10 protein-coding genes are annotated in these 12,300 nt (G+C 69.2%); 1 reads left to right on the top strand and 9 read right to left on the bottom strand.

Annotation, left to right across the window (positions count from 1 at the left end):
- Positions 1-17: 17 nt before the first annotated feature.
- From ypfJ to AC07Y4_RS28095, 6 genes are all read right to left on the bottom strand, one after another.
- Entirely contained in the window at positions 18-902 is an 885-nt protein-coding gene (gene ypfJ / locus AC07Y4_RS28070) for a KPN_02809 family neutral zinc metallopeptidase (RefSeq protein ID WP_487850092.1), read from the bottom strand.
- A gap of 112 nt (positions 903-1,014) precedes the next feature.
- A complete protein-coding gene (dcd, locus tag AC07Y4_RS28075) occupies positions 1,015-1,581 on the bottom strand; it encodes a dCTP deaminase (RefSeq protein ID WP_062477547.1) in 567 nt (188 codons plus the stop codon).
- 85 nt (positions 1,582-1,666) lie between these two features.
- Positions 1,667-2,953 carry a guanine deaminase gene (guaD, locus tag AC07Y4_RS28080; protein ID WP_487850091.1) on the bottom strand — a complete coding sequence of 429 codons (1,287 nt, stop codon included), beginning with the start codon at positions 2,951-2,953 and terminating at the stop codon, positions 1,667-1,669.
- A gap of 102 nt (positions 2,954-3,055) precedes the next feature.
- Positions 3,056-4,171: a BMP family ABC transporter substrate-binding protein gene (locus AC07Y4_RS28085; protein WP_487850090.1), complete on the bottom strand. Its 1,116-nt coding sequence runs from the start codon at positions 4,169-4,171 to the stop codon at positions 3,056-3,058.
- 132 nt (positions 4,172-4,303) lie between these two features.
- Positions 4,304-5,137 (bottom strand): SDR family NAD(P)-dependent oxidoreductase, encoded by an 834-nt coding sequence (locus tag AC07Y4_RS28090; protein WP_487850089.1) that lies wholly within the window; start codon positions 5,135-5,137, stop codon positions 4,304-4,306.
- A gap of 104 nt (positions 5,138-5,241) precedes the next feature.
- A complete protein-coding gene (locus tag AC07Y4_RS28095; RefSeq protein ID WP_487850088.1) occupies positions 5,242-6,189 on the bottom strand; it encodes a GlxA family transcriptional regulator in 948 nt (315 codons plus the stop codon).
- Positions 6,190-6,364: 175 nt separating this feature from the next.
- Between AC07Y4_RS28095 and AC07Y4_RS28100 the strand changes: the two genes are divergently transcribed.
- Complete coding sequence (locus AC07Y4_RS28100) at positions 6,365-7,633, top strand: MFS transporter (protein WP_487850087.1); 1,269 nt, start codon at positions 6,365-6,367, stop codon at positions 7,631-7,633.
- A 1-nt stretch (position 7,634) separates the two neighbouring features.
- Here the strand turns inward: AC07Y4_RS28100 and AC07Y4_RS28105 are convergent, their stop codons facing one another.
- The 3 genes from AC07Y4_RS28105 to AC07Y4_RS28115 all read right to left on the bottom strand — a co-directional run bounded on the left by AC07Y4_RS28105 (position 7,635) and on the right by AC07Y4_RS28115 (position 12,169).
- Complete coding sequence (locus tag AC07Y4_RS28105; RefSeq protein WP_487850086.1) at positions 7,635-10,196, bottom strand: penicillin acylase family protein; 2,562 nt, start codon at positions 10,194-10,196, stop codon at positions 7,635-7,637.
- Between the two features lie 121 nt (positions 10,197-10,317).
- A complete protein-coding gene (locus tag AC07Y4_RS28110; RefSeq protein WP_487850085.1) occupies positions 10,318-11,127 on the bottom strand; it encodes a helix-turn-helix domain-containing protein in 810 nt (269 codons plus the stop codon).
- Between the two features lie 88 nt (positions 11,128-11,215).
- On the bottom strand, positions 11,216-12,169 hold the full coding sequence (locus tag AC07Y4_RS28115) for a LysR substrate-binding domain-containing protein (RefSeq protein WP_487850084.1): 954 nt from the start codon (positions 12,167-12,169) through the stop codon (positions 11,216-11,218).
- Positions 12,170-12,300 lie beyond the last annotated feature (131 nt).

Below are 12,300 nucleotides of genomic sequence, written 5' to 3' on the forward strand. Positions count from 1 at the left end.
CTCTCGGGAGACAATCTTTACAGATTGCGCGCGTTGAAGGTGTCGCAGGACTTCATTTCACCCGTCTGGTAGCCCGTGCCGAACCAGCGTTGGCGCTGTGCACTGGAGCCGTGGGTGAAGCTGTCGGGCACCACGGCGCGACCCGCCGAGCGCTGCAGGGCGTCGTCGCCGATCTTCTGCGCGGCGTTCATGGCGGCCTCGATGTCGCCCGGGTCGAGCCACTTCTTCGATTCCTGCGAGTGGTGCGCCCACACGCCCGCGAAGCAGTCGGCCTGCAGCTCGACGCGCACGCTGATGGCGTTGTTCTGCGACTGGCTCAGGCGCCCGCGCATGCCGTCGACCTTGGCGGTGATACCGAGTTCGTCCTGCACGTGATGGCCCACCTCGTGCGCGATGACGTAGGCCTGCGCAAACTCGCCGGGTGCGCCGAGCTGGTTCTTCAGGGTGTCGTAGAACGCCAGGTCGATGTAGACCTTCTTGTCGCCCGGGCAGTAGAACGGCCCCATGGCCGATTGACCGGTGCCGCAGGCCGTGGGCGTGGCGCCGCGGAACAGCACGAGCCGGGGTGCCTGGTAGTTGCCGCCGTTCTTGCGGAACAGATCGGTCCAGACCACCTCGGTGTTCTTCAGCACGGTGGAGACGAAAGCCGCCTCGCGGTCGCCGGTGGGCGGCTTGGGCGCCGGGCCTTGCTGTTGCTGCACTTGGACCGGGTCGCCACCGCCGCTGAGCAGGCCTAACACGGTGAGCGGGTTGATGCCGAAGACCCAGCCTGCGATGAGCGCGACCGCGATGGTGCCGATGCCGATGCTGCGGCCGCCAAACAGGCCGCCCCCACCACCGCCGCCCCCACCGTCACGGCGGTCTTCGACGTTGTCGGATTGTTCGTTGCCTTCCCATCTCATCGCAGTCTCCTTGCCGGCTTGCTGAACGGTGTATTTGCCGGAACGTCGCAGGATGGTACTTGGCCCGGCCGCCCGGAACGTAACCGGCGGTCAGGATGCCTGTATCAGGCTGTCAGGTCTTGGGCAGCGTGACGCCGCGCTGTCCCTGGTACTTGCCGCCGCGGTCCTTGTAGCTGGTCTCGCAGACCTCGTCGCTCTCGAAGAACAGCACCTGGGCGCAGCCTTCGCCCGCGTAGATCTTGGCGGGCAGCGGCGTGGTGTTGCTGAACTCCAGCGTCACGTAGCCTTCCCACTCGGGCTCGAACGGGGTCACATTGACGATGATGCCGCAGCGCGCATAGGTGCTCTTGCCCAGGCAGATGGTCAGCACGTTGCGCGGGATGCGGAAGTACTCCACCGTGCGCGCCAGCGCGAAGCTGTTGGGCGGGATGATGCAGTAGTCGCCGTGCATGTCGACGAAGCTCTTCTCGTCGAAGTTCTTCGGGTCGACCACCGTGCTGTGGATGTTGGTGAAGACCTTGAACTCGGGCGCGCACCGGATGTCGTAGCCGTAGCTCGAGGTGCCGTAGCTGATGATCTTGTGGCCGTCGTTCTCGCGCACCTGGCCCGGTTCGAAGGGATCGATCATTCCTTCGTTCTCGGCCATGCGCCGGATCCATTTGTCGCTCTTGATGCTCATATGCGCTCGCTGATGCTGCTGCGGGGGAAATCGGGGCCGAATTGTGGCATGGGCGCCCTGCGCGCCCTCCCCCCGCAGGCGCCGCTCAGCCCGCCTGCGAAATCACCGTGCGCTCGACCAGCCGGTCGTCGCCCAGCACGATCATCGCGAACAGCAGCTCTTCGAGGTTGTTGGCCAGCGAGGTCTTGCGCGCCAGCAGCGGCGTGGCGGACGGGTTCAGCACCAGGAAGTCGGCCTCGCAGCCCGGCTGCAGGTTGCCGACCACGCCGTCGAGCCCCAGCGAACGCGCGGCGCCGCCGGTGTGGTGCCACCACAGCCGCGAGGGCGCGATGCTCAGGCCGGTCTTGGTCTGGCCCTCGCGGCCCACGTAGTACGCGGCCAGCATGGTGTGGAAGGGGCTGAAGCTGGTGCCGCCGCCCACGTCGCTGGCCAGGCCGTAGGGTTGCTCGAGGCGGTCGGCCGCGCCGAAGTCGAAGAAGCCGCTGCCCAGGAACAGGTTGCTCGTGGGGCTCACGGCGGCGGCCGTCTTGGTCTCGTGCATGAGCGCACGGTCGGTGTCGTCCAGGTAGATGCAGTGGGCGTACACGGCGCGTTCGCGCAGCAGGCCGAAGTCGGCGTACACGTCCAGGTAGGAGCGCGACTTGGGGTACAGCTCGCGCGCCCACTTCACCTCGTCGCGGTTCTCGGCCACGTGCGACTGGATCCAGGTGTCGCCGTACGTCGCGGCCAGCTCGCCGGCGCCGCGCATCTGCGCGTCGGTGCTGGTGGGCGCAAAGCGCGGCGTGATGGCGTAGCCCAGACGATCGACGTTGTGCCACTTGCGGATCAGCGCCTCGGTGTCGACCAGGCTCTGCTCGGTGTCGTCGCGCACGCCGTCGGGCGAGTTGCGGTCCTGCAGCACCTTGCCGGTGATCATGCGCAGCTGGCGGCGCTGCGCGCTCTCGAAGAAGGCGTCGACCGAGGCGACGTGCGAGGTCGCGAAGGTCAGCGAGGTGGTCACGCCGTTGCGCAGCAGCTCGTCGAAGAACACGTCGGCCACCACGCGCGAGTGCGCGGGGTCGGCGAACTTGCTTTCGGCCGGGAAGGTGTAGTTCTCGAGCCAGGGCAGCAGGCCGGCGGCGGGCGCGCCGATGATGTCGGTCTGCGGGTAATGCACGTGCATGTCCACGAAGCCCGGCGCCAGGATGCGGCCCGGCAGGTGGGTGGTGTGGGCGCCGGCATGGCGCTGCGACACATCGGCATGGCTGCCGGCGTCGAGCACGCGTTGGCGGCCGGTGCTGTCGGGGGCGACGACCAGCAGGCCGTCCTCGTCGAAGACAGGCAGGCCGGCGGCGTCGAATCGCAGGAGGGAGGCGCGGTAGGCTTTTTTCATCGTGGATTCGGAGAGTAATCCAGCCCCGGACGGCGGGAATTGCCCTGCGCGTATGAGTGCTATACGCGCAACGCTCTCTTCAGGCAGGACAAAAGGCCGCGCTCAGCGCGTCACCCGCCCCTGCACGCCCTCGGCCAGCCAGTTCATCTGCAGGATCTGTTCGTCGCTCAGCTGCGCGCCCTTGGCGATCGCGACGCGGCCTTCGTTGTCGCGCACTTCGGCCGCCACCGCGCGGAACGGCTGCAGCTTGCCCGCCGCGATGTCCTTCTGCCGCGCCAGCACCTCGTCCTGCACGGCCTTGGGCACCTTGGTGCCGAAGTCGCCGACGCGGATCATTCCTTCCTTCACGCCGCCCCAGAGGTTGCCGCTCTTCCAGGTGCCGTCGAGCACCGCGCGGGCGCGCTGCGTGTAGTAGCCGCCCCACTGGTGCGTGACCGCGACGATCTGCGCGTCGGGCGCGATCTTGCGCATGTCGGAGTGGTAGGCCACGGCCATCTTGCCGCGCTCCTGGGCGGCGGCCATCACGGCGGTGGAGCCGGTGTGGAAGGCGAGCACGTCGGCGTTCTGGTTGAACAGCGCCATCGCCGCGTCGCGCTCCTTCGGCGGATCGAACCACTCGTTGAGCCACACCACGATCACCTTGGCCTTCGGGTTCACCGAGCGCATGCCGAGCGTGAAGGCGTTGATGCCCTGCAGCACCTCGGGAATCGGAAAGCCCGCGACGTAGCCGGCCACGTTCGTCTTCGTCATGCGCCCGGCCGCGATGCCCGCGAGATAGCGGCCTTCGTAGTAGCGGGCGTTGGCGGTGGCGACGTTGGGCGCGGTCTTGTAGCCGGTGATCGATTCGAACTTCACGCCCGGGAAGTCCTTCGCGACCTTCAGTGTCGGCTCCATGTAGCCGAAGCTGGGCGTGAAGATCAGCTGGCTGCCCTGCTGCGCAAGGTCGCGGATCACGCGTTCGGCGTCGGCGCCCTCAGGCACGTTCTCGACGAAGACGGTGTTCACGCGGGGGCCCAGTGCGGCCTCGACGGCCTTGCGGCCTTCTTCATGCTGGCGCACCCAGCCGGCATCGGTGACCGGCGTGACGTAGACAAAGCCGACCTTCAGCGCGTCCTTGGCCAGGGGCGGCTTCGGCGGTGCGGTCTGTGAAAAGGCGGGGGATAAAAAACAGGCGGTCACCCACGCCAGAACGGCGCGGCCCGCGAGGTTTTTGTACATGGTGGTCCTCTACATGGCCCCGGAAAAGCAAAACCCCGCAGCAGGCCGGGACGCCCTGCTGCGGGGTGGAGATTTTAAGCGTCGGGGCTCAGCGAGCCCTGCTCGCCGCCCACAGCCACGCAGGCACAGGTGTCATGCCCGCGCCGCCGCATCCGCCCCGTTCGCCAGGTAGCGCGCGGCGGGAACCGTGCTCGACAACCGGCCCGACATCGCACGCCGCGCCGCATCGAACGCATCCCACTCGGCGAGGTCGGGCAACGCCGGAATCGTGACCTGCTCGCCCTGATCGAGCCCCGCAAGGGCGGCATCGACCATGTCCTGCGCCGTCATCACGATCTCCTTGGGCAGGTGCGCCATCGGCACGCCCGCAACGCCCCAGAACTCGGTGGCTGTCGCACCGGGCAGCACCGCCTGCACGCGCACGCCCTTGTCCTTCAGCTCGTGCTGCAGCGACTGGCTCAGCGCCAGCACGAAGGCCTTGGTGCCGCCGTACACGCCGTTGAGCGTCTCGGGCGAGATCGCCACGATGGAGGCGATGTTCACCAGCGTGCCGCCGCCGCGTTCGACGAAACCGGGCACAGCCGCGTAGGTGAGCCGCGTGAGCGCGCTCACGTTGAGCTCGATCATCTCCTCCATCTTGTCGATGTCCGAGCCGAGCAGCGGCCCGGCGGCGCCGAAGCCGGCGTTGTTCACCAGCAGGGTGATGTCGCCGCGAGTGCGCAGCACGGCTTCCACGGACGCGATGTCCTTCCGGTCGGACAGGTCGGCCGGAAGAACCTCGACCTTGCGCCCGGTCTCGTCCGAGAGCTTCGCGGCCAGTGCGGCGAGGCGCTCGCGGTTGCGCGCCACCAGGATCAGGTCGAAGCCGCGTCGCGCGAGACGGTCCGCATACACGGCGCCGATGCCCGACGACGCGCCGGTGATGAGGGCGGTGCCCTTGTTCGGATTTGCTTGAGTTGCAGTCATGGAGTTTCCTTCGTCGCCACGGGTGTGTGGCCGTGGGGAGAAGTCTCTTCCTGCAAGGCTATGGCGTAAATGTCATATAAGCCACCTTTCAGGACATGCGCTGCTCAAGCCGCCGCAGCCTCCCGACGGGCCACGCGGCGCACGCTTTGCGGCGGATGCCCCAGCGTGCGCAGGAAGGCGCGGCGCATGCGCTCGGGGTCGCCGAAGCCCGTTTCGCGCGCGACCACGCCGAGCGCGAGGCTGCCCTCGTCGATCAGCGCGCGTGCCGCCTCCACGCGCAGGTTCTCGACCGCGTGCGCCGGCGACTGCCCGGTCTCGGCCTTGAAGGCGCGGCTGAACTGGCGCGGGCTGAGGTGCACGACCTCGGCCAGTTCGTCCACCGACAGCGTCTCGCGCAGGTTGGCGCGCGCATGCACCAGCGCCTTCTGGATGCGGTCCGACTTGGGTGCCAGCTCGAGCAGCGCGGAATGCTGCGACTGCCCGCCCGCGCGGCGGTGGTACACGACCAGTTTCCTCGCCGCGAACCGTGCCGCCTCCAGGCCGAGGTCTTCTTCCACCAGGGCCAGCACGAGGTCGATGCCCGCCGTCATGCCGGCCGAGGTCCACACCGGCCCGTCGTTGATGAAGATGCGGTCGGGCTGCACCTTGACGGCCGGATGGCGCTTCTGCAGCTCGCCCGCAAAGGACCAGTGCGTGGTCGCCCGGCGTCCGTCGAGCAGGCCCGCATCCGCCAGCCCGAAGGCGCCGGTGCAGATGCTGGTCACGCGGCGCGCGTTGCGCAGCCCCGCGCGCAGGAAGCGGCACATCTTCTCGGACGTGGGCGCGATGAAGAGCGCGCCGCTCATCACCAGCGTGTCGAACTTCCCCGTGCCGAAGCGCTTGCTGTCGGTGACCACGCCCGACGAGCTGGTCACGGGGCCGCCCTCTTCCGACAGCAGCTCGACCTGGTAGACCTGCTTGCCGGCGTGGATGTTCGCGAGCTCGAACGCGGCAATGGCAGCGAGGTCGAGGATCTGGAAACCGGGGAAGACGAGCATGCCGATGCGTTTCATGGCCATGTCCTGAAAAGAGGGTTGTTCGAGGTAGCAGACGCAAGGCTAGACCAACCCGTCCCACCGCGCCAGCGGGAGGGATACGGCCTGCGCCCTTCCCGCGCCGCGATGGGTGCCCCCACCAATCGGCAAGCGCCAGCCCGCGCGGGCCGTCCCACAATGGACGTTCCCCACCATGACCAACCCGACGACAACGACAACAGGCGCCCCCACAGCCGAACCGGGCGCCCACGCACACTGGCAGCGCAACCTCGCGGTCTGCATGTTCGGCTCCTTCACGACCATCATCGCGATGACGCTGCTGCTGCCCTTCCTGCCGCTGTACGTCGAGCAGCTTGGCGTGAAGGACCACGCGGCCATCGTGCAGTGGTCGGGCGCGGCCTATGGCGCCACTTTCCTGAGCGCCGCACTGGTCGCGCCGCTGTGGGGCCGGCTGGCCGACCGCTACGGGCGCAAGCCGATGCTGATCCGCGCAAGCCTCGGCATGGCTGTGGCGATGGCGCTGATCGGCCTGGCGGCCAACGTGTGGCAGCTCGTGGGCCTGCGGCTGCTGGCGGGGCTGCTCGGCGGGTACGCCTCGGGCTCGATGGTGCTGGTCGCCACGCAGACGCCCAAGGACCGCACCGGCTGGGCGCTGGGCACGATGTCGTCGGCCATCATGGCGGGCAACCTCGTGGGGCCGCTGGTGGGTGGGGTGCTGCCGCCGCTGGTCGGCATCCGCAACACCTTCTTCGCGGCGGGCGCTATGATCTTCATCGCCTTTCTCGCGACGGCCTTTCTCATCCGTGAAGAGAAGAAGGCGCCTTCCGCAGCGAAGCAGCGCGGCACGTCCGACGACACCGGCTGGGCCGCCGTGCCCGACAAGCGCCCGCTGGTCGCGATGCTCTTCACCGGCATGCTGCTGATGCTGGCCAACATGTCGATCGAGCCGATCATCACGGTCTACGTCGCCACGCTGCTCGACGACCCGCAGCGCGTGACGATGATGGCCGGCCTCGTGATGTCGGCCGCCGCGCTCGGCAGCATCCTCTCGGCCTCGCGGCTGGGCAAGCTGGCCGACCGCGTGGGGCACTGGAACGTGATCGTCGGCTGCCTCGCGGTTTCGGCGCTGCTGCTGATTCCGCAGGCCTTCGTCACGTCGGGCTGGCAGCTGGTGGTGCTGCGCTTCCTGATGGGGCTGTCGCTCGGCGGGCTGCTGCCCTGCATCGCCAGCGTGATCCGCCACAACGTGCCCGAGCGCGTGGCCGGCAACATGCTCGGCTACTCGACCTCGGCACAGTACGCGGGCCAGGTGGCGGGCCCGCTGCTGGGCGGCTTCGTGGGCGGGCACATCGGCATGCGCGCCGTGTTCCTCGGCACCTGCGTGCTCATGGCCGCAGGCGCCGGGTGGAACTGGCTCGCGCAGCGCGCGGCCGCGTCCACCACGGCGCCCGCTACTCGCTGATCTACTCGCTGACGACGGCGCTGCGGTAGGCCGCGTCGCCCTGGATCTCCGACTCGGAGAACGGCACCTTCAGCCACCGGCCCGCGCTGTAGGCCCGGGTGTAGTCGGCGTTGTGCGCCGAGGCCGGGTCGTCCGACAGCGAGAACGTGAGGAAGGTGTGGGCCTCCACGCCGCCTTCAGGGAAACGCACGATGTGCATGTAGCTGTTGCCGTTCGGGTTGGCGTCCATCGTGTAGCCACCCTTGTCGAGCCGGTTCTCGGAACAGGCGATGGTGAAGTAGCCCGGGCCACCGCAGCCGCCGTACAGCGGGATCTTCTGGCCGCCGCGGGTGGCGAACAGGTAGTCGCCGCGCGCCGCGTTCTCGGCGAAGCCGCTGGCCTGCACGCGCGCCACGGCGGCACCGAAGGCCTGCTGCAGCGCGAGGGCGGCGGCGGGCTTCAGGTCGCGCGGGGTGCGGACCGGGTCGGCCGGGTTGAAGGGCACGCTGTACAGGTCGGCCGCCGGAATGCGCGAGGCGCGGTTCCAGAACTCGTCCCACACATGCGCACCGCGCGCACCCGCAACGCCAGTGCCGTTCCAGTCCTGCAGCGCGCTGCAGGCTGCAGAGACGTCGATGTCGCGGCCGATGGCCTCGCTGGTCAGCGGATCGGTGGCGACGTTGATGGAGGACTTCGCGCACACCAGCGGCAGCGCCTGCATCTTGAAGAGCTCGGCCGTCAACGCGCGGCTGTCCAGCACCATGCGTTTCACGCTGTCGGGCGTGGCGCCCCGCGCGCCGTGGCTGTCGGTGCCGTCGATGCGGCCCTGCGCGAGCAGATGGCCCAGGCGCGTGCGGAAGCTCACGGGGTCGGTGCCGGCCGGCCCCATGATCTCCGGGAAGCCGGTGAGCGGCGCCTTCGGGTTCGCCAGCCAGTAGCTGTCGTTCATGTTGGCCACGTAGTCATCGCGCAGCAGGCTGGGCATGCGGGCGGCGCCCAGCGCGCCCTTCTGCGCCGAGTCGGGGTCGGTCTGCCAGTCGCAGGCGCTGCGCGAGCCGTCGAGCACCGGCACGCGGGCCAGCGCCGGCACGGCCTGCAACGCCGCGCCGACCGGGCTCTTGCTCGAACAGGCCGCCATCTGGGAGGCCGGCACGTTGGGCACCGCGCCGATGTCGGCATACCAGGCCTTGGCGCTGCCCCGGCCCACGGCCACGGTGTTGACCCACGGAATGGCCGCCTCTTCGCGCTGGATGGCGATGAACTCGTCGAGCGACTTCGCCTGGCTCCAACGCAGCCAGTTGCGGAAGGTGCGGAAGTTCTGGTCGTTGATGTCGCGCATCGCGTAGGCCATGGTGGTGGTCCACGGCGGCAGCTTGTCGCTGAGGTACTGCAGGTTGACGATCGGCCCGTACTCGGACTTGTAGAGCGTGCGCGTCACCGGCACCACGCTGCCGTCGGCCTGCTTCACCTGCACGGTGATCTCGCGGGCCTGCATCTTCACCGCGCTGCCGTCGCGCATGTAGCTGGTGGGGTCGCCCGAGGCCAGCTGCAGTTCGTAGAAGCCGAAGCGCTTGGCGGTCGAGACCGTGTGGCTCCACGCGATGTTGTCGTTGAAGCCGATCAGCGTCACCGGAATGCCCAGGAACGAGGTGCCGCTCACGTTGAGCTTGCCCGGAATGGTGAGCTGCGCCTGGTAGAAGCGGTCGGGCCCGCGCCAGTACCAGTGCGGGTTGCCGAACAGCAGCGGGCTCGCGTCGCCGGTGGCGGCGGTGCCGAAGCCGATCATGTTGCTGCCCACGCCCTCTTCGCCGCCGACCTGCAAGGGCACGGCGAGATCGCGTGCGGCGAGCTGCAGCGGCGGCTCTTTCTTCTTGCTGTTGCTGGTGCTGCGTGCCGCGACCTTCGTCGGCGCCGCGGGCACGGGCGGGGTCGCGTTCGCGATGTGCGCCAGGAAGTTGCTGTAGCCGCCCGCCAGGTTGGTCGCGTACATGCGGCGGTAGATGTCCTCGGCGGTGATCGGCTTCACCCAGGCTTCGGTGCGGCAGGCCGCGTGCGCGCTGCCGCCGGCCTTCGCGTCGCGCAGGTAGCGGTTGTAGCCGGCGGCGAAGCCCTCCACCAGTCGCTGCATGTAGTCGGCCTGCGCACCGATCATCTGCTGCAGCACGTCGGACGAGATGACGTGGCGGTGGAAGAAGTCGGCGTCGATGTTCTTCGGCAGGCCGATGGTGCTGCTGGCCACGAGCTTCGCGTCGGCACCGAAGTACTGCGAGCGCTCGCCGCGGTAGGTGAGGAACGAGTCGGCCATGGTGCACAGGTTGTCCTCGGCCTGCGCGTAGCCGTAGCCGTAGCCCAGGTCGGGCCAGTCGGCGGCCTTGATGTGCGGCACGCCCATCGTGGTGCGGCGGATCTCGGCCTTGTAGGCGTTGTTCTCTGCGGGCGGATTGCCGCCCGTGCCGGGGAAGAAGGGAAAGCTGCTGCTGCCACCGCCTCCGCCGCCACCGCAGGCGGTCAGTGCGGCTGCAGCCACGAGCGCAAGCCAGAGTGATCGCGGCGTTGCGCCGCGCAGGAAATTCCGAGGTCTCATGCTGTCTCCAGTTGGATGGGCGCTCTCTTGATGGAGCACCGCACAGCTTAGGCACGCCGGCGTGCCGGGGCTTGAACGCAGCCGCTGTCCTGCGCCACGCCCGGAGACCTTCGAAGGCGCCTCAGTGCGCGAGGCCGCGCCCCCACGCGTGCGAGGCCTGCTCGTCGGCCGTCACGCGCACCTGGTTCGACAGGAAGGACGGCGACAGGCCGAAGTAGCGCTGGAAGGTGCGGCTCATGTGCGCCGCGTCGGTGAAGCCGCTGACCAGCGCCACGTCGGTCAGCGGGCGGCGCGCCGTGAACTGCTGCACCGTGCGGCGCACCTTGGTCCACAGCGCATAGCGCTTGATCGACACGCCCACCTGCTGCGCGAACAGGTGCGTGAGCCGGTCGGGCGAAAGAAAGGCCAGTGCCGACAGCTCGCGCAGCGGGATCTGCCCCGCATGCGTGCGGATGGCCTGCAGCACGCGGTCGATGCGCGGGTCGATGGCGGCCTCGATCTCGGGGCACTCGGTGATCGCGGTGACCAGCCTGGAGCTGAGCAGTTGCAGGCGCCGGTCGGACAGCACGCCGTGCTGCGCCGGCTCGAAGTCGTCGCGCGCGCGACCGAAGCGGCGCGCGTCGAGCGGCTGGATGCCGTGGCCGCCCAGGTGCCGCGAGAGCATGCGGTAGGCGCTGGAGGCCGGGTCGAGGTTGAGCGACAGCAGCCCGCAGCCGTCGACGTCGAGCCGGCGCGACACATGCGGTCCCACCAGCGCGGCAGTGCAGCGCACGCGCGTGCCGTCGACCGCCTCCAGCGTGAAGGGATGGCCGCTCACCGACGCCAGCAGCGTGGCCGACGAACGCGCCGTGAGCCCCGACTGGATCGCCGGTGTGATGTAGAGGAACCTGTCGTCCCACAGGTGCAGGGAGTTGTGCCGCGTGGTGGTCATGCCGTCTCGCTTGGGTCTTGTCTCTTGTACTTGTCTCCAGCGGCGGATTCTCACGCATCGCGGCGGCGGCCCGCGCAAGGGCCTGCGCTCAGCGGGGTTGCACGGTCTCGACCTGCAGATGCTGGCGCACGGCCTCCAGCAGCAGCGTGGCCAGCCGGCTCGCCGGGGCTTCGGCGCGGGCCTGCGCGCGGTACAGCACGAGCGAGATCTGCGGCAGCGCCGGCAGCGAGAGCACCGCGCGATCGAGCGCGCGCACATGCGCAGGCAAGCCGAACGGCGTGCGCACGGTCAGGCCCAGGCCGGCCGAGGTCGCGGCCCACAGCGCCGCCAGGCTGGCGCTGCCGAAGGCGCGGCGCCACGGCAGGCCGGCGCGGTCGAGCGCGGTGATGACGATCTCGCGCAGCGGGCACGGGGCGTCGAGCATGATGAGCGGCAGCGGCTCCTTGCTCTTCACGGCGCGAACGCCCGCGCGATGCTCGCGCTCGGTCCACCAGGGCGCATCGACGCGCTCGGGCGCCGTGGGGCCGATCCACAGCAGCGGCATCCGCGCCACGCGCTCGGCATGCGGCGACAGCGGCTGGTCGCCCGCGTCCCAGGCCAGTGCCAGGTCGAGCTGGCCCAGCTCGAGCCGCTCGCGCAGCTCGCCGCTGCGCGCCACGCAGGCCTCGATGCGCACCTTGGGATGGGCGCGCGCGAAGCGGCCGAGCACGGCCGGCAGCAGCGTCTCGCCGAAGTCTTCCTGCAGGCCCAGCCGCACCCAGCCCTGCAGGTCGGCGCCGCGCAGGGCGGCGCTGGCCTCGTCGTTGAGCTCGAGCATGCGGTGCGCGTAGGCCAGCAGCGTCTCGCCCGCATCGGTGAGCGCCAGGCCGCGGCCCTCCTTGCGGAACAGCACGGTGCCGGCCTGCGACTCCAGCTTCTTGAGCTGTGCGCTCACAGCCGAGGTCGAGCGGCCCAGCTTGTCGGCCGCGCGCGCGTAGCTGCCGAGGGCCATGCCGGTGGAAAAGGTGCGCAGCACGTCGAGATCGAACATCACCGGGGTCATCGCGGGTCCTTGCATGAGGCTTCTTGATCATCCTGAATTTCAGGACGATCCGCTCATTATTTTCTGATTTTCAAAACCTTTGCAGCGGCCGACACTGCGCTGCAACATGACCCAATCGCCCTCCTCCACCC

It is taken from the genome of Variovorax sp. GW460-12-1-14-LB1 (assembly GCF_059423605.1).

What these genes read in the sequence shown, in the direction of transcription:
- AC07Y4_RS28100 (WP_487850087.1), top strand. Translation starts at nt 6,365, where the DNA reads ATGACCAACCCGACGACAACGACAACAGGCGCCCCCACAGCCGAACCG.
- guaD (WP_487850091.1), bottom strand. Translation starts at nt 2,953, where the DNA reads ATGAAAAAAGCCTACCGCGCCTCCCTCCTGCGATTCGACGCCGCCGGC.
- AC07Y4_RS28090 (WP_487850089.1), bottom strand. Translation starts at nt 5,137, where the DNA reads ATGACTGCAACTCAAGCAAATCCGAACAAGGGCACCGCCCTCATCACC.
- AC07Y4_RS28110 (WP_487850085.1), bottom strand. Translation starts at nt 11,127, where the DNA reads ATGACCACCACGCGGCACAACTCCCTGCACCTGTGGGACGACAGGTTC.
- AC07Y4_RS28085 (WP_487850090.1), bottom strand. Translation starts at nt 4,171, where the DNA reads ATGTACAAAAACCTCGCGGGCCGCGCCGTTCTGGCGTGGGTGACCGCC.
- AC07Y4_RS28105 (WP_487850086.1), bottom strand. Translation starts at nt 10,196, where the DNA reads ATGAGACCTCGGAATTTCCTGCGCGGCGCAACGCCGCGATCACTCTGG.
- dcd (WP_062477547.1), bottom strand. Translation starts at nt 1,581, where the DNA reads ATGAGCATCAAGAGCGACAAATGGATCCGGCGCATGGCCGAGAACGAA.
- ypfJ (WP_487850092.1), bottom strand. Translation starts at nt 902, where the DNA reads ATGAGATGGGAAGGCAACGAACAATCCGACAACGTCGAAGACCGCCGT.
- AC07Y4_RS28095 (WP_487850088.1), bottom strand. Translation starts at nt 6,189, where the DNA reads ATGAAACGCATCGGCATGCTCGTCTTCCCCGGTTTCCAGATCCTCGAC.
- AC07Y4_RS28115 (WP_487850084.1), bottom strand. Translation starts at nt 12,169, where the DNA reads ATGACCCCGGTGATGTTCGATCTCGACGTGCTGCGCACCTTTTCCACC.